21 protein-coding genes are annotated in these 22901 nt (G+C 62.1%); 8 read left to right on the forward strand and 13 right to left on the reverse strand.

The features are described from left to right. Nucleotides 1-2: 2 nt before the first annotated feature. Together DQW91_RS13715 and DQW91_RS13720 are read right to left on the reverse strand one after the other, a co-directional pair. Nucleotides 3-470 (reverse strand): GNAT family N-acetyltransferase, encoded by a 468-nt coding sequence (locus DQW91_RS13715; RefSeq protein WP_112664212.1) that lies wholly within the window; start codon nucleotides 468-470, stop codon nucleotides 3-5. Then, on the reverse strand, nucleotides 467-1579 hold the full coding sequence (locus DQW91_RS13720) for a M20 family metallopeptidase (RefSeq protein ID WP_112664213.1): 1113 nt from the start codon (nucleotides 1577-1579) through the stop codon (nucleotides 467-469). Before DQW91_RS13720 ends, DQW91_RS13715 begins: the two co-directional genes overlap by 4 nt. Before the next feature lie 269 nt (nucleotides 1580-1848). On the opposite strand from DQW91_RS13720, the gene DQW91_RS13725 reads away from it, so the two are divergent. Further along, entirely contained in the window at nucleotides 1849-3204 is a 1356-nt protein-coding gene (locus DQW91_RS13725; RefSeq protein WP_112664214.1) for a calcium-binding protein, read from the forward strand. A gap of 133 nt (nucleotides 3205-3337) precedes the next feature. Here DQW91_RS13725 and DQW91_RS13730 read toward each other — a convergent pair whose 3' ends face one another. Continuing rightward, nucleotides 3338-3865 carry a single-stranded DNA-binding protein gene (locus tag DQW91_RS13730; protein ID WP_112664215.1) on the reverse strand — a complete coding sequence of 176 codons (528 nt, stop codon included), beginning with the start codon at nucleotides 3863-3865 and terminating at the stop codon, nucleotides 3338-3340. 317 nt (nucleotides 3866-4182) lie between these two features. On the opposite strand from DQW91_RS13730, the gene DQW91_RS13735 reads away from it, so the two are divergent. Next, on the forward strand, nucleotides 4183-5643 hold the full coding sequence (locus DQW91_RS13735; RefSeq protein WP_112664216.1) for a DUF1254 domain-containing protein: 1461 nt from the start codon (nucleotides 4183-4185) through the stop codon (nucleotides 5641-5643). Between the two features lie 19 nt (nucleotides 5644-5662). On the opposite strand, the gene DQW91_RS13740 is transcribed toward DQW91_RS13735, so the two are convergent. Then, nucleotides 5663-6001, reverse strand: a complete 339-nt coding sequence (locus DQW91_RS13740; protein ID WP_245411036.1) for a hypothetical protein — start codon at nucleotides 5999-6001, stop codon at nucleotides 5663-5665. Nucleotides 6002-6235: 234 nt separating this feature from the next. Here DQW91_RS13740 and DQW91_RS13745 point away from each other — a divergent pair, with 234 nt between their 5' ends. Then, on the forward strand, nucleotides 6236-7705 hold the full coding sequence (locus DQW91_RS13745; RefSeq protein WP_112664217.1) for a calcium-binding protein: 1470 nt from the start codon (nucleotides 6236-6238) through the stop codon (nucleotides 7703-7705). A 126-nt stretch (nucleotides 7706-7831) separates the two neighbouring features. On the opposite strand, the gene DQW91_RS13750 is transcribed toward DQW91_RS13745, so the two are convergent. Next, the gene (locus DQW91_RS13750) at nucleotides 7832-10255 is read right to left on the reverse strand and encodes a beta strand repeat-containing protein (protein ID WP_112664218.1); all 2424 of its coding nucleotides are present in this window, start codon (nucleotides 10253-10255) and stop codon (nucleotides 7832-7834) included. Between the two features lie 260 nt (nucleotides 10256-10515). Here DQW91_RS13750 and uvrA point away from each other — a divergent pair, with 260 nt between their 5' ends. Continuing rightward, nucleotides 10516-13452 carry an excinuclease ABC subunit UvrA gene (uvrA, locus tag DQW91_RS13755; RefSeq protein WP_112664219.1) on the forward strand — a complete coding sequence of 979 codons (2937 nt, stop codon included), beginning with the start codon at nucleotides 10516-10518 and terminating at the stop codon, nucleotides 13450-13452. Between the two features lie 27 nt (nucleotides 13453-13479). Here the strand turns inward: uvrA and DQW91_RS13760 are convergent, their stop codons facing one another. From DQW91_RS13760 to DQW91_RS13770, 3 genes are all read right to left on the reverse strand, one after another. Continuing rightward, nucleotides 13480-13845 carry a hypothetical protein gene (locus tag DQW91_RS13760; protein WP_112664220.1) on the reverse strand — a complete coding sequence of 122 codons (366 nt, stop codon included), beginning with the start codon at nucleotides 13843-13845 and terminating at the stop codon, nucleotides 13480-13482. A 119-nt stretch (nucleotides 13846-13964) separates the two neighbouring features. Beyond that, entirely contained in the window at nucleotides 13965-14252 is a 288-nt protein-coding gene (locus DQW91_RS13765) for a DUF2798 domain-containing protein (RefSeq protein WP_112664335.1), read from the reverse strand. Continuing rightward, the gene (locus tag DQW91_RS13770) at nucleotides 14249-14533 is read right to left on the reverse strand and encodes a putative quinol monooxygenase (RefSeq protein WP_112664221.1); all 285 of its coding nucleotides are present in this window, start codon (nucleotides 14531-14533) and stop codon (nucleotides 14249-14251) included. The genes DQW91_RS13765 and DQW91_RS13770 overlap by 4 nt, the downstream gene beginning before the upstream one ends. 93 nt (nucleotides 14534-14626) lie before the next feature. On the opposite strand from DQW91_RS13770, the gene DQW91_RS13775 reads away from it, so the two are divergent. Then, complete coding sequence (locus DQW91_RS13775; protein WP_112664222.1) at nucleotides 14627-15487, forward strand: LysR family transcriptional regulator; 861 nt, start codon at nucleotides 14627-14629, stop codon at nucleotides 15485-15487. A 366-nt stretch (nucleotides 15488-15853) separates the two neighbouring features. Further along, nucleotides 15854-16009 carry a DUF1127 domain-containing protein gene (locus tag DQW91_RS13780; RefSeq protein WP_112664223.1) on the forward strand — a complete coding sequence of 52 codons (156 nt, stop codon included), beginning with the start codon at nucleotides 15854-15856 and terminating at the stop codon, nucleotides 16007-16009. A 67-nt stretch (nucleotides 16010-16076) separates the two neighbouring features. On the opposite strand, the gene DQW91_RS13785 is transcribed toward DQW91_RS13780, so the two are convergent. Next, a complete protein-coding gene (locus DQW91_RS13785) occupies nucleotides 16077-16835 on the reverse strand; it encodes a glucose 1-dehydrogenase (RefSeq protein ID WP_112664336.1) in 759 nt (252 codons plus the stop codon). An 88-nt stretch (nucleotides 16836-16923) separates the two neighbouring features. Between DQW91_RS13785 and trmFO the strand changes: the two genes are divergently transcribed. Then, entirely contained in the window at nucleotides 16924-18342 is a 1419-nt protein-coding gene (trmFO, locus tag DQW91_RS13790) for a methylenetetrahydrofolate--tRNA-(uracil(54)-C(5))-methyltransferase (FADH(2)-oxidizing) TrmFO (protein WP_112664224.1), read from the forward strand. Nucleotides 18343-18383: 41 nt separating this feature from the next. After that, the gene (locus DQW91_RS13795; RefSeq protein ID WP_112664225.1) at nucleotides 18384-18914 is read left to right on the forward strand and encodes a GrpB family protein; all 531 of its coding nucleotides are present in this window, start codon (nucleotides 18384-18386) and stop codon (nucleotides 18912-18914) included. A 56-nt stretch (nucleotides 18915-18970) separates the two neighbouring features. Here the strand turns inward: DQW91_RS13795 and DQW91_RS13800 are convergent, their stop codons facing one another. From DQW91_RS13800 to secD, 4 genes are all read right to left on the reverse strand, one after another. Next, nucleotides 18971-19819, reverse strand: coding sequence for a phytoene/squalene synthase family protein (locus DQW91_RS13800; protein ID WP_112664226.1), 849 nt, complete (start codon nucleotides 19817-19819; stop codon nucleotides 18971-18973). A gap of 3 nt (nucleotides 19820-19822) precedes the next feature. After that, a complete protein-coding gene (locus DQW91_RS13805; RefSeq protein WP_112664337.1) occupies nucleotides 19823-20206 on the reverse strand; it encodes an Mth938-like domain-containing protein in 384 nt (127 codons plus the stop codon). 17 nt (nucleotides 20207-20223) lie between these two features. Then, entirely contained in the window at nucleotides 20224-21162 is a 939-nt protein-coding gene (gene secF, locus DQW91_RS13810) for a protein translocase subunit SecF (RefSeq protein ID WP_112664227.1), read from the reverse strand. Nucleotides 21163-21271: 109 nt separating this feature from the next. After that, complete coding sequence (gene secD / locus DQW91_RS13815; protein ID WP_112664228.1) at nucleotides 21272-22879, reverse strand: protein translocase subunit SecD; 1608 nt, start codon at nucleotides 22877-22879, stop codon at nucleotides 21272-21274. Between the last annotated feature and the right edge of the window lie 22 nt (nucleotides 22880-22901).

Here is a 22901-nt window from a genome sequence, read left to right on the forward strand (position 1 = left end):
GTTCAGGCGTCTTTCACAAGAATGAACATGCCTTCATGCGGCACGTTCTCCTCGTGGACCGCCCAGCCGAGACCCTCGTAAAAAGCGCGACGATGGGCGCGCGCGAGAAGATAGACCCGCCGTGCCCCCGATGCGAAGGCAACTTCCGCCGTTCGCGCAACGAGCGCCGCGCCAATGCCTTTGCGGCGATGCTCTTCCTCCACCCATACGGCGGCCACCCAGGGGGCGTATTGGGGACGGCTGTCCTCGTCACAGGCGATGAGAGATGAAGTCCCGAGGAAGACATCGCCCTCGTGAGCGACGAAAGCGGACGGGACCGGCCCCTTCCCTTCGAGGTTTTGCGCGACAAGGCCGGTGAGGTGCTCCAGCGGATAGCCGTCCTTCTTCCAGAAGGCTCGCCAGACGCGATCCGCAACGGTTCCTGCGAAATCGGGACGCTCGCGCAGATCGCTGATCATGATCGTCGTCATCGCAGCGTCTCGAGCAGCCGCTTCATCAGTTCCCGACGCGGAGCGATGGAGGAGATGATGCCATATTCCTGCAGCGTGTGTGCGCCGTCGCCATCGATGCCGAGGCCATCGAGGGTGGGCGTGCCCACTGCCGCCGTGAAATTGCCGTCCGAGCCACCGCCGACGCGGGGAGCGGAGATGAGGTCAAAGCCGATCTCTGCGGCGAGCCCACGGGCATGTTGGAACAGCCTCTCGACGCCTTCCGTGCGCTCATAGGGCGGACGGTTCATGCCACCACTCACGCTGACTTTGAAATCGGGATGACTCGGCTTCAATCCGAGGATCGCGGCGCTCAAGGCCTCCCCATCCGCCACCGTCTCGACGCGCAGATCGACCTGGAAGCGGCAATGCTGGGGCACCACGTTCTCCGCCGTGCCGCCGGCAATCGTGCCCACCGTGGTGGTGATGCCGCGCGCGTAATCCGTCATGCCTTCGACGGCGAGGATATGCCGCGCGGCCTCGTAGATGGCATTGCGGCCATCCTTGTGGCGCGAGCCCGCATGGGCGGGACGCCCCTCCACATGCACAGCGAAACGCCCGACGCCTTTGCGGGAGGTGACGATCTGGCCGTTATCGCGGGCGGGTTCGGTGACGAGGGCATAGGCCGAGCGGCGCGCGAAATCCTCGATGATCGGACGCGTCATGGGGCTGCCGATTTCTTCGTCAGGCGTCACGAGGAAGACGATGGGCCGCGCTGCATTGCCCTTACGGGCGACCTCCACGAAGGCCTCGATGGCGAAATGTGCACCGCCCTTCATGTCATAAACGCCCGGCCCGTAGAGACGGTCGCCCTCGATCCGCAGCGGCAGGTCGCGCTTGATCGTACCGACGGGGTGCACCGTATCGAGATGCGACATCACGAGAATGGGCCGCTCGCCGTTTTCCGGCCCTGCGCGCAAAACGAGGGCGTCGCCGAGCCCCGGCTGGCCGGGAATACGCTCCACCGCCACCGGCGCATCGGCCACCTCGGCAACGACGAGATCCATCATAAGGTTGACGCCGGTCGGGTCGTCCGTCGGGCTTTCGGTCTTGATCCAGGTGAGAAGCGTATCGAGAGACTGGGAAGACATGATGGAACTGTTGATCCAGAGCTGACAGCGAGAATTTAGGCCGTCGCCGTCTTAGACCCGTCGCGTCACGGTGTCATCCGGCCTTGGGGCATCTCTGCCCTGCCCGACGTTGATACGCTCGCGTCCGGGCGCGACGGGCTGCCGATTGCTACGCATCGACCGTCGACCCATTGAACCTTCTAATTGCAAAGACGCCTTATGGTACACGAAAACTTGCAAGTCCAGTTAAGGTACGTAATATCGTTATACATCTTTCAAGGAGGGCTACTATGGCTATTTTCCGGGGCACTAACACCGGCAACAAGTTAAAAGGGACCAATTTCGACGACTGGATGTACGGCTTCTTCGGCAACGATCGGCTCGAAGGGCGCGCCGGCGGCGATTACCTCTCGGGTCATGACGGCAACGACACCCTCTACGGCGGCGATGGCAATGACGATCTTGTTGGCGGCCTGGGCAAGGACAAGCTGTTCGGAGACGCCGATGATGACTATCTCAGCGGGCTTGATGGTAACGACATTCTCCATGGCGGCGCCGGAAACGACCATATCGAAGGCGGCCTGGACAAAGACAAACTGTACGGCGACGCAGGGAACGACGTTCTCTACGGAGAAGACGGGAACGACACGCTTTACGGGGGTGTTGGTGACGATTACCTCTCCGGCGGTCGCGATAATGACCGTCTTCTCGGAGACGCTGGCAACGATTCTCTCTCCGGCGGCGATGGCAACGACTACCTTTCCGGCGGCGCCGGGAGCGACCAACTGAACGGCGGCATAGGGAACGACAAGCTGTACGGCGGAAAGGACAGCGATACCCTTAACGGTGATGATGGCGATGATCGCCTTAAGGGTGAGGACGGCAACGACAGGCTCGATGGCGGCTACGGCGCGGATCATCTCTCCGGCGGCAGCGGAAATGACTTCCTCTCCGGCGGATACGATGTCCTCAAGGACGTGCTGCTTGGCGATGCCGGGAACGACAGGATTGTCGTGCGCGCACAGGATTACGCGCTGGGTGGAAAAGGCGTGGATACGCTGTACCTCGACTTTTTTAACAGAGCCGTGCCGGGCGCCATCGATAACCTGAATTTGTCGAAGGTCACGGGCAGGTCCGCCGTAGATATCGGATATGAGGGCATCAAAGCCGGTCAGTTCGAAAAGGTGGTTCTGACTATCGATGAAACACAGGCAGGCAGTTCGTTCATCGGAACGAAAGGCGACGATGTGTTCTATATCTACGATGCTGAGGCCATCACCGTTAGCGGTGGCGCCGGGAACGACAGATTTTTCGCTTCGAGCGGCAATACGCTGATCGGCGGAGCAGGCTCGGACGTGTTCATTCTGAACACCTACGACACGGACTATACGATCGCCGACCTCACTGCGAAAGACTTCCTGCTCATTGAAAAAGACCGCGGGTTCAACAATCTGGATCTGAAGAACCCCCTCGTTGTCGGCAGCGTTCCGATGGCTACCTCCGCCAAAGGGCAGTTTCTCTACGACACCGACGATGGGCGTCTTTACTACGACGCCGATGGGGTGAACGCCGGAACCGCGGAGCTGATCCTGACATTGGCTAACAAGATGGCGCTGAAGGCGACCAACTTCATTCTCGATCTCTGAGCGGCATCCGCACAAAAACACAAAAGCCCGCCTTCAAAAGGCGGGCTTTTTTATTTCGTTCTCAATCCCCCGGGAACCGGATGATCTGTCCGCCGGATCGGCTCCGGGGGAAGCCCAAAGGGCCGATCAAATCCTAGAACGGGATATCGTCGTCGAGGTCGTTGTAGCGGGAGCCGCCGCCACCGCCACCGCCGCCGCTGCTGGCGGGAGCCGGGCGGCGTTCCATCGGCGAGGAGCGGCCGAAATCGCCGCCACGGCTGATCTGGCCGCCGCCACCCTCGTCATCCGCGTAATCACCACCTCCGCCGCCACGGCTGTCGAGAATGGTGAGTTCGCCGCGGAAGCGCTGAAGCACGACCTCGGTGGAGTACTTCTCGACGCCGCTCTGGTCGGTCCACTTACGGGTCTGGAGCTGGCCTTCGATGTAAACCTTCGAGCCCTTGCGCAGGTACTGCTCGGCCACGCGGGCGAGGTTCTCGTTGAAGATGACGACCGAGTGCCACTCGGTCTTTTCCTTGCGCTCTCCGGTCGCCTTGTCCTTCCAGGTTTCCGAGGTCGCGATGCGCAAGTTGACGACCGGCTCGCCGTTGTTCAGGCGGCGCACCTCCGGGTCACGGCCCAGATTGCCCACCAGGATCACCTTATTGACGCTGCCCGCCATCGCTCTCTTCTCCAAATTCAGCAAGGCCGTGTTCTGAAGCCTGATCGGCCACGGAACAAGCCGGGGATCAATCCAGCACAAAGCTGTCCCCAATAAAAGGGCACACGCGCGTTCTATATTTGTTCCGGATCATTCGCAAGCCTTGTCCCTAGCCTGCGGCCGGAAAGAAAAAGCTCCCAGACGATGCGGTCTCTTTGGAGGTAAGGGGCCGCCCTTCGCTGGAAGGGCTCCTGAGCGGCGCTAGATCCGAGGGCGAACGGTTTTGCTTCCTACAGCTGCAGTGCCTGCGCCAGCCCTACCCCATCGGAGAAAACCAGATGCCTTCGCTTTTACGTCATCTGACCATCGTCGCTCTTTCTGCGACCTTATCGAGCCTGACACCACTCCACGCCGCGGAGAAGGTTTCAGAAACGGAAGCCCGGGCCATCGGCGTCGAGGCCTATCTCTACTTCTACCCCATCGTCACGATGGACGTGACGCGCAAGCAACTCACCAATGTCGAACCGAAGCCCGGCGCCATCGGCGGCCCCATGAACGGCTTCGCGAACGTCGCGACCTTCCCGCCCGCCGATCTGCGCGTCGTCGTGAGGCCCAACTTCGACACGCTTTATTCCAGCGCCTGGCTCGACCTGACAAAGGAACCGGTGGTCGTTTCCGTGCCTGATACGGGCGGGCGCTATTACCTCCTGCCTATGCTCGACATGTGGACGGATGTCTTCGCCTCTCCCGGCTGGCGCACCACCGGAACGCAGGCGGGCCATTTCCTCATCGCCCCGCCGGACTGGCGGCCCGACCTGCGCGAGCGGCTTGCCGAGGAACTCAAGCTGCCGAAGGAAACCCAGCGCATCGACGCGCCGACCCCTTACGTGTGGATCATCGGCCGCACGAAGACCGACGGCCCGCCCGACTACGACGCCGTTCACAAGGTCCAGGCGGGCTTCAAGATCGCGCCGCTCTCGGAGTGGGGCAAGGAGCCGAAGCCATTAGAGGTGAAGATAGACCCGAACATCGACATGAAGACGCCGCCGAAGATCCAGGTGGATACGATGAATGCCGCAAAGTTCTTCGCCTATGGTGCTGAACTTTTGAAGTTTCACCCGCCCCACATCACCGATCAGCCCATCGTCGCGCGGATGAAACGCATCGGCATCGAGCCAGGCCAGAGCTTCGACCTGTCCAAGCTCGATTCCTCCGTCGCCAAGGCTCTCGAAGGCACACCGCAAATCGCCCAGAAACTCATGGCCTGGAAGGTCCCCACCCTCGCCCGCATGGTCAACGGTTGGTCCATGAACACAGATACGATGGGCGTTTACGGCAATTACTATCTCAAGCGCGCCATCGTCGCGCAGCTCGGCCTTGGCGCGAACCTTCCGGAGGACGCGATCTATCCCATGAGCATGACCGACGATGCCGGCCGCCCCTTCGACGGCGCGAACAAGTATACGCTGCACTTCGACAAGAAGGATCTTCCCCCGGTCGAAGCTTTCTGGTCGGTGACCCTTTACGACAAGGAAGGGTTTCAGGTGGCGAACCCGCTCAACCGCTTCGCGGTGAGCAGTTGGATGCCCTTCAAGACGGATCCCGACGGCAGCCTCACGCTTTACGTCCAGAACGAAAACCCCGGCTCGGACAAAGAAGCGAACTGGCTGCCATCGCCGAAAGGCGTCTTCAACCTGACCATGCGCCTCTACGCGCCGCACGCCGAAGCGCTGACCGGCAAGTGGAGCCCGCCGCCGGTGATACGGGCGGACGAAACACCCTTGCTGACGGCGCAATAGGCTTACGGAAGCCGGGCCGTCACTGCGCAAGCGCGCGCAGCTGCTCGAGAGCCTTTTCGCAGCCTGCCATGTCGCCGGCCTCATCGGCCTTGCGGGCCTGCGCCAGCAGCACAAGAGCAGGCTCGGCCTTGAACCCCTCCCCGAGCTTCTGCTCGGCGCGGGCGATTGATTCCGGCGTCGGCTGCTGATGTCGAAGCGCGCCCGTGCTTTCCGGCGCTGAACGGCCTTTTCCGGCAAGGGCATCGATGCGGGCATCGACCTGCGTCTGGGCGCGGTCGATCATCGGCGCGCAGGGACCGGCAAAGGCAGAAGAGCCGCAGGCGAGCGCGCAGGCAAAAACGGCAAAACGCACGAACATGACCGTTCTCCCTCAAGCTAACGGGTGCGACGGCATCCGTCGGCACCACGCAAGGAAGAAGAGATAGCGCACGTCAGGCGCAGACAATCCTTTGACCGCACCGGATCGCCCCCTCTCACGGGCTTGCGGGGTTTTGGACAGGATCCTCTGTCTCCCATTCTTTTCGAGGGTTCGCTCGCCGGCAACACTGCATAGTTTCGTAAACTGGCGACTCATTCTGATCGGCAGAGACCAATGGCGACCTCATCCAAGAAAAATCCCTTCAAGGCCACGCAAGCGGCAGACTGGCTCTACGGCCTTATCAAGAGCGACACCCTCCATGGTCTGGGTGGCAACGACGAAATCTACGGCGCTCAAGGCAACGACAAGCTGTTCGGCGATGCCGGCGACGACTCCATTTACGGTGGCGATGGCAAAGACAAGCTGGTCGGAGGCGATGGCGATGACCGGCTCGACGGCGGTCTTGGCGCGGACAAGATGGAAGGCGGCAAAGGCAACGACTATCTCACCGGCAACAGTGATGGCACATACGACGACACCGCCGATACTCTTTCGGGCGGCGATGGCAATGACGTGCTCTATGGTGGCGGCGGCAACGACAAGCTGTCGGGCGATGACGGCAACGACTATCTCAGCGGCGATGAAGGCAATGACAAGCTGACCGGCGGCAAGGGCGAAGATAGTCTCCTGGGCGGCAGCGGTAACGACAACCTGTCGGGCGGCGATGGTCGCGACACCCTTTACGGCGGTGATGGCAACGATGTCATGGCAGGCGGGAATGACACCGACATCCTCTGGGGTGGCGATGGCAATGACAAGTTGTCAGGCGATGCGGGTGACGACCGTCTCTACGGTGAAGATGGCAACGACAAGCTGATCGGCGGCAAGGGTGACGACAACCTCGACGGAGGATGGGGTAGCGACAGCCTGTCGGGCGGGGACGGCAACGACATACTCGATGGTGACTTCGATGACGTTGCGGATGTCCTGGACGGCGGGGCAGGAAACGACAGGGTCTATCTCCACGCGAACGACAAAGCGCTCGGCGGCGCCGGCAACGACACGCTCTTCGTCAACGTCGGCGCTGTCGCTACCCTCAACCTGTCCAATATTTCCAACAAGAAGGCCGCAGACCTTGGGGCTCTCGGCATGAAGGCGGGCCAGTTCGAGAGGGCTGTCGTCAACATCAGCAATCTGCTCGACGGGGCGTCCGTGATCGGCTCGAAGGGCGACGACAAGATTGACGTCGGAGGCTCTTCGGGAACTGTCAAGGGCGGCAAGGGCAACGACACTATCATAGTCACCAGCGGCCTTCGAGGCTTTAGCGTCGACGGCGGGGCTGGGAACGACAAGCTCAAAGCCTATGGCAGGGACCACAAGTTGTTCGGCGGGGCTGGGAACGACATTTTCGTCGCCACCGACTACACGTCCGGTGTCACTGTTCTGGACTTCGCCACAAAGAACGACCGGATCCTTATTTCGCGCTCTGAATTGTCGGACGTAGGCAACATCGACCGGGCGAACTTCCTCGTCAGCGGCACGGATCCGATCGCGAACTCCACCAAGGGCCAGTTCCTCTATGACACGGATGACGGTCGTCTCACGTACGATCCGGACGGAACAGGCTCCCAAGCGGCCTACGAGATCTTCACGCTCGCCAACAGGGCAGCCCTGAAGGCCTCCCATTTCGTCTTCGATTTCTGATCTTCAGTCATATCGAACGATAAAGCCCGCCTCATGAGGCGGGCTTTTTTCATACGTCGAACAGTCAGTGTTCAACGGTTGCTCCCTCGGAATGTCCTCACCGGTTGAGCCTGGCGCGCTTCTCGCTCAGATGATGAAGAAGTCCTTCTCGGTCATCACGAGTTTCTTGGAGAGGGTGGCGATTTCGACCGCCTTGCCCTTTCCAGAGCCATCGGCATCGTAATAAAGAACGCCCTTCTTGTCGTTGTAGATAAGATAGTCGTTCTTGTCCTGAGCCTTCGAGCCGATGACGAAGAAGTCCTTCAAGAGCTTGCCGGTCTTTGCCTCAGTGCCTTTGCCGAGCTTCTTGAAAACCGCATTGTCCAGATAGATCGAGTCATCCTTGACGGAGAAGTCCAGGATCTTGTCGCGATTGGCGGCAACGGGCTTCGCGCCGAAAATGAAGACGTCTTTGCCCTTACCGCCTCGGAGCTGATCCGTACCGGCACCGCCGTCGATCCTGTTTGCTCCGTCATTGCCCTCGATCACGTTGTTCTGATCGTTCCCGGTCAGGTTGATTTTCGTCGTCCCCGTCACTGCCTTGAGGATCTCGACACCGTCATCGAGCCTGACGCTGGCGCTTGTGATCACAGTATCGACACCGCCAGTATCCAGCACCCAATCAGCGGCGCTGTCGATGATGTACGTATCGTTGCCAAGTCCTCCCTGGAGCCAGTCTGCACCGGCACCGCCATCGAGCGTGTTGTCGCCGTCATTACCGGTGATTACATTGTTGAAGGCGTTGCCCGTGAGCACGAGCGGCGCGAAGCCCGCAGCCGCGTGCAATGCTTCCACATTCGCACTCAACGTATAGCTGACCGAGGTGGTGACGTTGTCGTTTTCTCCGCCGCCGGCAAGTTCGATGATGACATCACCCACATTATCGACGACGTAGAAATCGGTGTCCGCACCACCCTGCAGGGTGTCGGCTCCAGCTCCGCCGTCGAGGTGATTGGAGCCGAGATCGGCGACGATGAGATTGTTGAGCTCGTTTCCGGTGAGCGACAGAGAGGCGGTGGCCGCCGTCAGATTCTCGATATTCGCCGCCAGAACGTAATTTGACGTGGTGATGACGGTATCGATGCCCTGCCCCGCAAGCTCGACGATCTGCTTGGCATAATCGAAGAAATAAACATCGTCTCCGGCGCCGCCTTCCAGCGTATCCTCGCCAGAGCCGCCCCGCAGCGTATCGTTGCCGGCGCCGCCTTGCAGGGTGTCATTCCCCGCACCGCCGTCGAGAACGTTGTCCGCGCTGTTGCCGATGAGCTTGTTGTCGAGTTCGTTGCCCGTGCCGTCAATCTTCTCACTGCCGGTGAGGACAAGGTTTTCGACATAGGCTCCAAGCGCAAAGGAAACCGAGCTTCGAACCTCGTCGAGGCCGCCGCGCCCCAGGTTATCAACCTCGATGATGATGTCATTGGTGTCGGACACGATGTAGACATCGTCTCCGTTTCCGCCCTGTAGCGTGTCTGTTCCTGCGCCGCCCTCGAACGTGTCGTTTCCGTCACCCCCATCGAGCGTGTTGTTGCCGCTGTTCCCGGTCAACGCGTTGCCGAGCTCGTTGCCGACGCCAGAAAGATTGGCACTTCCCGTCAGAACGAGATTTTCAACATTCGCCCCAAGCGTAAAGGAAATCGAAGACCTGACCGTGTCACGGCCTCCATTGAAGTACTCCACCACGATGTCGCCGATACTCTCGACAATATAGGTATCGTCACCGCCGCCGCCGGCCATCAGATCGGCGCCGAGGCCGCCATCGATATGATTGTTGCCATTATTGCCGTAAATTTTGTTGGCGGCATCATTGCCGATGGCATCGATATTCGCAGCACCGGACAGCGACAGGTTTTCGATATTGGCGACGGTCCTGAGATCGAAGCCGGCGGAGACGACAAAAGTGTCACTGCCCCCGCCCGCGTCCTCGATGATGAGCGACGTGCCGTCATACCAATAGGTATCGTCGCCTGCTCCACCCCTCAACGTATCGACACCGCCACCGCCGATGAGCGTGTCGTCGCCCAGCCCGCCATCCAGGCTGTTGTTGCCTTCGTTGCCGTTCAGAATGTTGTTGAGATCGTTACCAGTGCCGTTCAGGTCGCCGGCACTGGCGACAAGTGTGAGGTTCTCGACACCGACGGTCAGGCGATACGAAATCGAAGCATGGACAGTATCAACGCCCGACAAGCTCGGGTCTTCAACAACCAGATCGCCTTCGTGATCGACGTAATAGCTGTCCCGTCCCTCGCCGCCAACAAGCGTATCGGCACCAACACCGCCGTCCAGAATGTCGTTGCCGTCCGCGCCGATCAGCGTATCCGCACCGTCCGCGCCAATAATGACGTCGTCGCCGCCACCGGCCTCGATATGGTTGTTTCCACCATTGCCGGTGATGACGTTGGCAAGGTCATTGCCGATGACGCTCGCGTTGCCGGCTGTCGTCGGCATGACAAATGCCACCACCTCGCCGATATCGAGAGTGTAAGTATTGCTCGTGGAATTGTAAGTCGGCATAGGAGTCCCGGCCCAGGAATTGTGCTAATGTTTCGTTCCTATGGCCATTTCGTTTCATAAGTATAAATTCCGTACCGGCAACCAGTCAGCCTCACATGGAACGCTGCCCTTAAAAGCCCCTGACACATCGCGCCGGCCGGTTGCTTCTCGTACCCTCTTTGTTCTATAGACTCCTGTGAGACACCCGGTTGTGTCGGCGGCAGCCGCATCACATATCGGACCTTTCGCCCATGCGGGCGGCTTCATTCACAGGCTTGGCAATGGCTAAACTCGACGATCTGTTCAACCGCGCGAAGGCGGGCGATCCGAATGCGCGTGTGATTTCCGTGCGCGGGGCGCGGGAGCACAACCTCAAGAACGTCGATCTGATGGTGCCGCGAGACCACTTCGTGGTGTTCACAGGGCTTTCCGGGTCCGGCAAATCGTCGCTCGCCTTCGACACGATCTACGCCGAGGGCCAGCGCCGCTATGTGGAGTCGCTCTCCGCTTACGCCCGCCAGTTCCTGGAAATGATGCAGAAGCCGGACGTCGACCAGATCGACGGCCTCTCCCCCGCCATCTCCATCGAGCAGAAGACCACCTCGCGCAATCCGCGCTCGACGGTGGGCACCGTCACCGAGATCTACGACTACATGCGCCTGCTCTGGGCGCGCGTGGGTGTGCCCTATTCCCCCGCCACCGGCCTTCCCATCGAAAGCCAGACGGTGAGCCAGATGGTGGACCGGGTGCTGGAACTGCCGGAGAAGACGCGGCTCTTTCTGCTCGCGCCGGTCGTTCGCGGCCGCAAGGGCGAATACCGCAAAGAAATCGCCGAGTTCCAGAAAAAGGGCTTCCAGCGCCTTAAGATCGACGGCGAATACTACGCCATCGATGAGGCGCCTGCCCTCGACAAGAAATTCAAGCACGACATCGACGTGGTGGTGGACCGCATCGTCGTGCGCTCCGATATCGGCGCACGGCTGGCGGAATCCTTCGAGACGGCGCTCGACCTCGCGGACGGCATCGCCATCGTCGAATATGCGGACGAGAAGGATGAGAAGGGAGCGCCGAAGCGCATTACCTTCTCCTCCAAGTTCGCCTGCCCCGTTTCGGGCTTCACGATCCCCGAGATCGAGCCGCGCCTGTTCTCGTTCAACAACCCGTTCGGCGCATGTCCCACCTGCGGCGGCATCGGGCATGAGATGACCATCGACCCGGCCCTCGTGGTGCCGGACGCGGATCTGACCCTGAAGCGCGGCGCCATCGCGCCGTGGGCGAAGTCATCCTCGCCCTATTATGGTCAGACGCTGGAGGCCATCGCACGGCACTTCAAGGTTTCGACCACGAAGCCCTGGAGCGAACTGCCGAAGAAGGTGCAGGACGTCATTCTCTACGGCTCGGATGACGAGGCGATCCGCTTTTCCTATGACGACGGCCTGCGCTCCTACGAGGTGAAGAAGCCGTTCGAAGGCGTCATCACCAACCTCGAGCGCCGCTACAAGGAAACCGAGAGCGACTGGTCACGTGAGGAGATCGGCCGCTTCATGAGCGAGACGCCGTGCGCCTCCTGCGGCGGTAAGCGGTTGAAGCCGGAAGCGCTCGCGGTGAAGATCGCGAAGTCCGATATCGGCGACGCCACGGGGCTATCCGTGCGCGACGCGCATAAGTGGTTCGTCGATCTGCCGAAATCCCTCAACAAGAAGCAGAACGAAATCGCGGGCCGCATTCTGAAAGAGATCCGCGATCGACTGACCTTCCTTGTCGATGTGGGCCTTGAATATCTCACCCTCGCCCGCTCCTCCGGCACGCTTTCCGGCGGCGAGAGCCAGCGCATCCGCCTCGCCTCGCAGATCGGCTCCGGGCTGACTGGCGTTCTCTACGTGCTCGATGAGCCCTCCATCGGCCTGCACCAGCGCGACAACGAACGCCTGCTCGGCACGTTGAAGCGCCTGCGCGATCTCGGCAACACGGTGATCGTGGTGGAGCACGACGAGGACGCGATTTTGCAGGCGGACTACGTGTTCGACATCGGCCCCGGTGCCGGCATCCACGGCGGCAAGGTGATCGCCGAGGGCACGCCGAAGGAAATCATGGCCAACCCGAAATCGCTCACCGGCCAGTATCTCACCGGCGCGAAGAGCGTTCCGGTTCCTGCCCAGCGCCGCAAGCCCCAGAAGAGCCGCATGCTCAAACTCGCAGGCGCGCGCGGCAACAACCTGAAGAACGTGACGGCGGAAATTCCGCTCGGCACCTTCACCTGCATTACCGGCGTCTCCGGCGGCGGCAAGTCGACGCTCGTCATCGACACGCTCTACAAGGCGGTGGCGAAGCGCCTCAACGGCGCGATGGAGCATCCCGCGCCCTTCGACAAGCTTGAAGGGCTGGAACATCTCGACAAGGTCATCGACATCGACCAATCCCCCATCGGCCGCACGCCGCGCTCGAACCCCGCCACCTATATCGGTGCGTTCACGCCGATCCGCGAATGGTTCGCGGGCCTGCCCGAGGCGAAGGCGCGTGGCTACCAGCCGGGGCGTTTCTCCTTCAACGTGAAGGGCGGCCGCTGCGAGGCCTGCCAGGGCGACGGCGTCATCAAGATCGAAATGCACTTCCTGCCCGACGTCTACGTGACCTGCGACGTGTGCAAGGGCAAGCGCTACGACCGCGAGACGCTGGAGGTGAAGTATCGCGACAAGTCCATCGCCGACGTGCTCGACATGACGGTCGAGGAGGCAAAGGACCTGTTCAAGGCCGTGCCGACCATCCGCGAAAAAATGGAAACGCTCGCCCGCGTCGGCCTCAACTACATCCATGTGGGCCAGCAGGCGACGACGCTCTCCGGCGGCGAGGCGCAGCGCGTGAAGCTCTCCAAGGAGCTCTCCAAGCGCGCCACCGGCCGTACGCTCTACATTCTCGACGAGCCGACCACCGGCCTGCATTTCCACGACGTCGCCAAGCTCATGGAAGTGCTCCACGAACTCGCCGACCAGGGCAACACCGTCGTCGTGATCGAGCACAATCTCGAAGTCATCAAGACCGCCGACTGGATCATCGACATGGGCCCGGAAGGCGGCGACGGCGGCGGCCAGATCGTGGCTCAGGGCACGCCGGAGGACATCTGCAAAGTGGAAGCCAGCCACACGGGCCGCTTCCTCAAGGAGGTGCTGGCGCGTAGACCGCTGAAGAAGGGGAAAGCGCCGAAGCAGGCGGCGGAGTAAGGGCGTCCCGGCACATCCGGGGCCTCTTCAACTCAGATCGAAAATGATCTGCACGACCTTCCAGGTCGAGTAATGATTTGCGAACGCGGCGGGGATCTTGAATGGCGCGCAACGTTCCACCGCCCGCACGGCGGCCCTCGCGGCAGCGGAATCCGCAGGCGTGCTCAGCACCTTCGGCGGACCTGCGAGCGATCCGTCAGGATTCAAGCGCATCTCGATCTTGGCGCTTTCCGCCCCTCTCGCTTGCACAAGGGGCACGTAGCATCGACTGACCTGTTCCCGCAGGATCCTTATCAACGCAAGGCGGCCCCCTTCGGTCGGGGTCGCACAGGCGGCCAAGCTCAAGGGGCCGAGGGCGAGCGCCGCTATCAGGCCGACAAGACGGCGATTCATTTCAGCAACTCCGACGCTTCAGATACGCGACGTTTTCGTCACGCATCTGAAGCCAGAAAGCAACCGGGGTACAGGGGGCATGCCATCCCGACGGCTTTTTCGTCGACTTGCCCTAACCTTCACCGACCGGGTGTTTCAACGATAGCGGCGACGATCTTTCTCACCACGGGCATCACGGCAAGCGCACTGGGAAATGCGATGGCGTAGGAGACGCCCCACGCCTGAAGGATCTTCCACACGATGCCGGGTTCGAACCCAACGGCCTTGAGGGTCGCAATCGTCGAGACGACGCCGGACATGAGCAGCGACAGGATCATGGGGAACACCACGATCTGCGCACGGGCCGGCAGCTTCCTGAAACGGAAGGCCGTCTCCGAACGATGCGTGGGCGATGCCTTCCCGGTCATGCCATCCATCCCTTGTCGATCGGCTTGATCCCCGCCACGAGATCGCGCGCGAAGAAGGCCTGGGTGTGCGGAAGCTTCATGTGCTGGTCGAGCGCCTCGTGGTTGGCAAAATCCTCGATCAGCAGGAAGGAGTTCTCGTCACCGAGAGCCTGGAAGAACAGAAACTCGCGGCATCCGGCTTCCGTCTGGGTCGCCTTTTGCAGGTCGAGAAGAGCCGTGCGCGTTGAAGCGGCCAATCCAGGCTTTGCCTGAATCCGGACAATTTTGCGAACATTCGTCATTGCTTGGTCTCCGTTGAGGAGACAGCACCTTGCAATGGACCGAGACTGTGCGAAATTCCCGAACTCTTCCCATTGGGTGTGAAAGAATCGGGAATGTTCGATTGGGACGATCTTCGCCACTTCACCGCGCTCGCCGATGAAGGGTCCCTGTCCGGGGCGGCCCGGCGGCTGAAGGTGGAGCATGCAACCGTCGCCCGACGGGTCGCGGCGCTCGAAGAGGCCGTCGGGGTCAAGCTCGTTGACCGGAGAGCCGGACGCTATGTCCTCACGTCCGACGGCGAGCGCGTGGCGGAGTATGCGCGGCGCATCGAGATCGAGGCTTTCGCCATCGAGCGGATGGCTCTCGCCCGGCAGGAGGATGCAGCCGCCGAAGTTTCGGTGAGCGCGCCGCCGGTCATCGCATCCTTGCTGATTGCACCGCGTCTCAATCTCCTGAAGGAAGCCTATCCGCGCCTTCGGCTACGCCTGCTCGGCGAGAGCAGAATGGTTTCCCTGCCCCGACGGGAGGCGGACATCGCCCTGCGCCTTGCCCGCCCCAGCGATATGACCCTCGTCGCGCGCAAGGTGGGGATGATGACATACGAGCCCTATGCCTCGCGGGAATATCTGGCCTCAAGGCGGGAGGAAGAGTTCGAGTTCATCGCCTTCGACGAGAGCCTCGACACGGCTCCGCATCAGGTCTGGCTCAAGGAGCTCGCCGGCGAGCGGCCCATCGTGTTCCGCACGAACGAACTCGCCATTCAGGGCGCGGCGGCTCAGGCGCATGTCGGGGTTGCCGTCCTCCCCCGCTTCGCGGGCAAAGCATACGGTCTGCAAAAGGCCGACCCTGCCGGTCGCTTGATTTCAAGGGACGTCTGGCTCACGTACCACCGGGATCTGCAAGGCAACTCCGCCGTCGCAGCCGTCACGACCTTCCTTGCCGAGTGCCTTCGGCGGGAAAAGACGGGAGAATAAAGCGAGCCTCGGGCCCGCGTTTCACGCGTTGTCACAACGCCGACATACGTTCGTGTTTTCCTTATCGCTTCCGGAATGCGCGCTCCCGCGCGATTCACGCCCCGCCCCGGAACAGCCTCGACAGGCGACGGCACGGAAAAATTCTTTCCTTTTAAAGACCTTAGCCTTTTCCGTACCCGCATGGTTAAGACCCATGCCGCCATTGCGGGCCTCATTAACGTGGCCTTAAGGCGATATGCTACTAAAGCATAACTGACCTACATTATTACCGCTCCTCTTTAGGAATGATCGCCCTTATATGCTGCATTGCACACAGCAAGAACAAAGCCGCCGGTCACTGGGGCCGGCTAACTAAGGAGTTTCCCAATGTTCGTTTCCTACGTCCTCGCCAAAGTCCGCTCTTACCTGCGTTACCGCGAAACCGTCCGTGAGCTGTCGGTCCTCAGCGACCGCGAGCTGGACGATCTCGGCATCTCGCGCTTCCAGATCGAGAGCATCGCTCGCGAACACGCGACTGCGTAAATTTAGCTGCACTGCAGCAAAGGCCCTCGCCCGCCTTCCGGCGGGCGTTTGCTTTTTCAGGGGTCTTTTATCGCCCGCCCGAGACGGGAATGTTGGCGCCCGTGATGTAGGACGCCGCGTCCGACATCAGGAACAGCACCGCCTCGGCCACCTCCTCCGGTTCGCCGATCCGGTTCAGCGGTATTCTCGAGCGCAGCCGCTCCACGCGCGCCGCGTCGCCCGTGCTCTTCTCGTGGATATCGGTGCGCGTGATGCCGGGCGAAACCGCGTTGACCCGCACACCATCCCCAGCCAGCTCCTGCGACAGCCCCACGGTCAAAGAATCGATGGCGCCCTTCGAGGCCGCGTACCAGACATATTCACCCGCGCTGCCAAGCCGCGCCGCGACGGAGGATATGTTGACGATGGTGCCACCCGGACCGCCATGGCGGGTCGAAAGGCGGCGCGCGGCTTCCCGCGCCACGAAGATCGCACCGAGCACGTTGATGTCGATGCAGGCGCGTATCGTCTCCGCAGCCGTCGCGTCGAGACGGCCCGAGCGGCCCGTGATCCCCGCATTGTTGACGATGTGGGAAACCGGGCCGAGCGCCGCGACGGCTTCATCGAACAGCCGCGCCACATCCTCCTCACGCGCCATGTCCCCCTGACAGGCGACAACGTTCGCACCGGCGATGCGGCAGGCCGCCAGCACCTCTTCGGCAGCGGCGCGGTCGGACTTGAAATTGATGGCGACATCGTAGCCGCGCGCGGCGGCAAGCTGCGCCACCGCAGCGCCTATGCCGCGGCTGCCTCCTGTAATAAGGACAACCGGCCGCTTCTGGGACATGATGATGAACCTGTTCGGAAAATGGAGCGGCGCAGCTTGACCCGCACCATTTCCACGGTCAACAAGGCCCCCTTTCGGGATTAGCGAGATGAGCAGCATGGAACCCATCCACGTCATCGGCGGCGGCCTCGCCGGATCGGAAGCCACCTGGCAGATCGCGCAGGCCGGCGTGCCCGTGGTGCTGCATGAAATGCGCCCCGTGCGCGGCACCGACGCCCACAAGACGGAAGGGCTCGCCGAACTCGTCTGCTCCAACTCCTTCCGCTCGGACGATGCGCAGGCCAACGCCGTCGGCCTGCTACATCAGGAGATGCGCACCCTCGGCTCGCTCATCATGGCGAAGGGCGACGCGAACCAGGTGCCGGCGGGCGGCGCTTTGGCGGTGGATCGCGATGGCTTTTCCGCCGCCGTCACCGCTGCGCTCGAAGCGCACCCGCTCGTGACCATCGAACGCGGCGAGATCGCCGGGCTGCCGCCGGAGAACTGGTCCTCCGTCATCATCGCAACGGGCCCCCTCACCTCGCCCGCGCTTGCGGAAGCGATCCTCACGCTCACGGGCGAGAAGGAACTCGCCTTCTTCGACGCCATCGCGCCTATCGTCTATCGCGAGAGCATCGACATGGACGTGGCGTGGTTCCAGTCTCGCTACGACAAGGTCGGCCCCGGCGGCACGGGCAAGGACTACATCAACTGCCCGATGACGAAGGAGCAGTACGAGGCTTTCGTCGACGCGCTGATTTCCGGCGACAAGACCGACTTCAAGGAGTGGGAAGCCAACACGCCGTATTTTGACGGCTGCCTGCCCATCGAGGTCATGGCCGAGCGCGGGCGCGAGACGCTGCGCCACGGCCCGATGAAGCCCGTCGGCCTCACCAATCCGCACCAGCCGGACGTGAAGCCCTACGCCATCGTGCAATTGCGGCAGGACAACGCCCTCGGCACGCTCTTCAACATGGTCGGCTTCCAGACCAAGCTGAAATATGGCGTGCAGAGCGATGTGTTCCGCATGATCCCCGGCCTCGAGAAGGCAGAGTTCGCGCGCCTCGGCGGCCTGCACCGCAATACTTATCTCAACTCGCCGACGCTGCTCGACAGCACCCTGCGCCTCAAGGCGATGCCGCGCCTGCGTTTCGCAGGCCAGATCACCGGCTGCGAAGGCTATGTGGAGAGCGCGGCGGTCGGCCTCATGACAGGCCGCTTCGCCGCCGCCGAGCGCCTTGGCCGCCCGATTGAGCCCCTGCCCTCCACGACCGCGATGGGCGCGCTCATCAACCACATCACCGGCGGGCATATCGAAACCATCGACGAGGGCCCGCGCTCCTTCCAGCCGATGAACGTCAACTTCGGCCTCTTCCCGCCCATCGAACACGCGGCGAAGGACGAAAACGGCAAGCGCCTGCGCGGCCCGGCAAAGGCTGTAGCGAAGAAACACGCGCTCACGGACCGCGCGCGCGCGGACCTTGCGACGTGGCTGCGGGAATCCGCGGTCCCAGTTGCCGCTGAATAGAGAAGAGCGCTTACCGAGGCCATGCGTGAAAGGAAAACAGGTTGCCGCCCCCAATCAAAGTCGAGCTGGTGCCCCACGATCCTCGGTGGCCGGAAATAAGCGCAGTCGAAAGTGAAAGGCTTGCCGTAGCCCTTGGGCCGGTTTTGACAATCGTCCACCATGTCGGCTCGACAGCTATTCCCGGCATATCCGCCAAACCGATTTTGGATCTCATCCCTGTTGTCACGAGCTTATCGGAGCTGGACGACCGTAAGAATGACGTCGAAGCGCTCGGTTACGAATGGTGGGGCGAGTTAGGGTTGCCGGGGCGGCGCTACTGCACGAAAAGCGAACCCGAAACGGGGCGCAGGCTGATCCATCTTCATTGTTTTGAGGATGGCTCCTCGGAAATCGAACGCCATCTTGCCTTCCGCGACTATCTTCGCGAGCGACCGGAGATCGCGCGTGCCTACGATCAAGAGAAGGCGCGCTGCAAAAGCCTTCACCCTGACGACTCACATGCTTATAGCGACTGCAAGGACGCATGGATCAAGAAGATCGAGGAGAAAGCTCTTACACGTTATCGCTCATGATGCGTGTTTAGGATCCGCCCCCTCCCTGCAAGAGGAGGGAAAACGCGGGATGTCTTTCAAAACCCTCCGCGCCACAGCGACCAGATGCGTCGCCAGGCGGCAAGCTCGATCACTGTCGCGAACGGGTCGTAGTCGCGGCTTTCCATGAGCCGCAGGTACGGTTCAACCAGCGCCAGTGGGCGGAAGGCGGGCAAGGCGGCGCTGGAAATCGCAGGGCTTAAAACGCGCACTTGCGTGAGATGACGGCGCGCGACGGCGCGCAGATCGGCGAGGGAATCCATCAGGCCGGGGCCGCCGCGCCCCATCACGATATCGTCCCGCACCACGCCATGGCGATTGAGAATATCGCTGGGGACATAGACCTGCTGTCGCCGTGAGTGCCAGGGAAAGGCGCGCAGCAGGCCGGTAATGGCGTAAGCCACACCCGCGTGGCCGGCGGCATCGGCCTGTCCGGGATCCGTTCCGCCCGCGAGGATGATGCTCGCGAGCCGGAACAGGCTCGACGAGGTTTCCCCACAATAGCCCTCGAGATCGTTGAGGCTTGGCATGGGGTCTTCGTAGAGATCGAAAACGCGCGCCTCGATGAGATCGACCAGCGGCTGACGCGGTAGACGGAAGGTGACGATGGTATCGTCGAGCGCCGCCGCCACGGGGTTCGCGCGCACCTCGCCACGCGCCTCGCCCTGCAACGCATCGCGCCACCATTGCAGGCGCATTTCGCCGACCAGCGCCTCGGTGATGGAATCGCGCACGCGGGCAATCTCGAAGCTGAAGGCATAAAGCGCGAAGAGATGGCGGCGCTTGTCGGCGGGCGAAAAGAGCGTTGCCCAATAACGGTCGGGATCGCCCTCTTTCACGAGCGCTTCGCAATGGGCATAGGCGAAGGTGAGATTGTCCTCAGCCATGAGCTACACCGCGATCAAGGCCGCGCCGACCTTGCGGTTTTCGCCGAGCAGGATGTTGTAGGTTCTGGCTGCCGCACCCGTCTGCATCACATCGAGGCCGATGCGGTTTTCACGGAAACGCCAGCGCAAAGCCTCCGGAATGGCGACGACGTCAAGGCCCGTGCCGAGGAGGAGCAACTCCAGCTGATCGGCCTCCGCGAAGACTGGCGCGAGGGATTCCTCTGTCAGCTCCGCTACCGAAGTAACAGGCCACGCCTTGATGCCCGAGGGCAGGACGAGGATCGAGCCGCGATGCGACATGTCCGCGAAGCGGAAGCCGCCATTGCCGTAGGCGTCGATTTCGTAGCGACCGGGAACGAAACCGTCGAGGATCGGGCGGCTGCTCATGGCGTCCCCTTCCACGATCACTCGGCTGGAGCGACCTCGCCCTCCGCAGCCTTCGCGCTTTCCGAGCTGCGCAGGCCGAGATAGATCAGCATGGGCGAGGAAATGAAGATCGCCGAATAGGTACAGATCACCACGCCCGTCAGCATCACCTGCGCGAAGCCTTCGATGGCGCGGCCGCCGAAGGTCACCAGCGCGATGAGCGAGAGGGCCGTCGTCGTCGCCGTCATCACGGTGCGCGACATGGTGGTGTTGATCGAGAGGTTCAGCAACTCGCGGGTCGGCATGGTCTTGTAGCGGCGCAGCAATTCGCGCGTACGGTCGAACACCACCACGGTCTCGTTCAGCGAATAGCCGACGATGGTGAGGATCGCCGCGATCGACGTCATGTTGAATTCATGCCGCGTGATGACGAAGAAGCCGATGGTGAGCACGATGTCGTGCAGCGTGCCGATGATGGCGCCCACCGCCAGCTCCCGCTCGAACCGGAACCAGAGATAGAACAGCACCGCGATGACGGCGAGGATGATGCCGATGGTGCCCGATTGCACAAGCTCGCCCGAAACGCGTGGACCGACGGTCTCGACACGCTGGAACTCGTATTCTGGGCTGAACGTGTCGCGCGCCTTCTGCACCACAGCGCTCTGCGCGGCCTCACCGCCGGACTGGATGGGGAAGCGAAGGGACAAGCCGCCGGCGGTGCCGAATTCCTGCACCTCGACTTCGCCGAAGCCGAAGCCCTCGGCGGTCTGGCGCACCTTAGCCACATCCGCCGTTCCGGACTTCGCCTGCAACTCCATGAGCGTGCCGCCCTTGAAGTCGATGCCGAAGTTCAGCCCGACGCTTAGGAACAGCGCGATGGTCGCAAGCGACAGGAACGCCGACAGCGGGAACGACCAGCGCCGGAAGCGCATGAAATCGAAATGAGCACTCTCAGGCCAAAGGCGAAGAAGGCGCACAGCAGCTCTCCTCAAGGCATTTCCGGGCGAGCCGGAACGGGCTCGCCACGCGAAAATGCAATAGCAACAATCTCAAAAAGTCCCGACATGGTCATAACGCCGGGCATCCTTAGAACGGCAGGGTCTTCGGACGCGCCCACTGATACCAGAGCGCGATCATCATGCGCGTCAGCGTGACCGCCGTGATGACTGTCGTCAGAATGCCGAGAATGAACACCACCGCGAAGCCGCGCACCGGTCCCGATCCCAGGAAGAACAGGATCAAGGCGGCAATCGCCATCGTGCTGTTGGAATCGATGATGGTCGCGAAGGCGCGGTCGAAACCAGCCTGGATGGCCGAGACCAGCGAACGCCCACCATGCACTTCCTCGCGGATACGCTCGTAGATCAGCACGTTGGAATCCACCGCCGTGCCGATGGTGAGCACGATGCCCGCGATACCCGGAAGCGTCAGCGTCGCTTCCAGGATCGACATCAGGCCGAAGATCAGGCCCACATGGACGAGAAGCGCGATGTTGGCGATGAAGCCGAACACGCCGTAAGTCGCGAACATGAAGATCACGACGAGAACGCCGGCGACATAGGTCGCCATCTTGCCCGCCTGGATCGAGTCCTGACCGAGGCCCGGGCCGACGGTGCGCTCTTCCACGACGGTGAGCTTCGCCGGCAGCGCGCCCGCGCGCAGCAGCACCGCGAGGTCCGTCGCCGATTGCACCGTGTAGCGGCCCGAGATCTGGCCCTGCCCGCCCGTGATCGGCGTCTGAATGACCGGAGCCGAGATCACCTCGTTATCGAGAACGATAGCCAAGGCCCGGCCGACATTTTCCGTCGTCGCCTGCGCGAAGCGCTGCGCGCCGCGAATGTTGAAGCGGAAATTGACGATGGGCTCGTTGGTGCGGGAATCGAAGGCAGGCTGCGCATCGACGAGATCGCCGCCCTCCACGATCACCCGGCGCTCGACGGGCACTCTCTGGCCGCCGGCATCGCGCGAGGGAAGCATATCCGCATCGGCAGCGCCCTGCTGGCCGAGCAGGCGGAATTCGAGCTTTGCAGTCTTGCCGAGAATGTCCTTGAGGCGCTGAGGGTCCTGCAGGCCCGGCACCTGAACCAGAATGCGGTCGGCGCCCTGGCGTTGAATGTTCGGCTCCGTGGTGCCGAGCGCGTCGACGCGGCGGCGCAGCACTTCGATGGCCTGATCGACGGCGCGGCGCACCTTCTCGTTCATACCGGCGTCGGTGTAGGTCAGGTTGATGAGCCCGTCGGGCGCGTCCGTGACGATGAGGTCGCGCGTGCCCGACTGGCCGAGGATGGCGCTGCCCATCGGTTGCGAAAGCTCGCGCAGCTTGGGCAGAAGCTTCTCCCGGTCAGCGGCGTCCGTCACGCGGATCTGCACGCCGCGCTGCGTCATCTGAATGCCGCCCTGCGGCGTCACGCGCGTTTCGCGCAGCACGCGGCGCACGTCGTCGCGCAGTTGCGTGGTCTGCGTGCGCAGGAGATCCTGCGTGTCCACCTCAAGCAGGACGTGCGAGCCGCCCTGCAGGTCGAGGCCGAGCACGATGGCGCGCGAGGGCACCACCCACGAGGGAACCCAGCTCGGCAGCGAGGCGTGGAGCGCCTTGCGCTGATCCGGAGACAAGGCGCTCGGTACGGCGAGAAGCAGACCGATCACGATGATCGCCATCGTGGCGACAACTTTCGACGTCGAGAAACGCAGCATCGTCAGCTCAAACCTTTAAATC

Source organism: Microvirga flavescens, from assembly GCF_003290125.1.
Taxonomy (GTDB): Bacteria; Pseudomonadota; Alphaproteobacteria; order Rhizobiales; family Beijerinckiaceae; genus Microvirga; species Microvirga flavescens.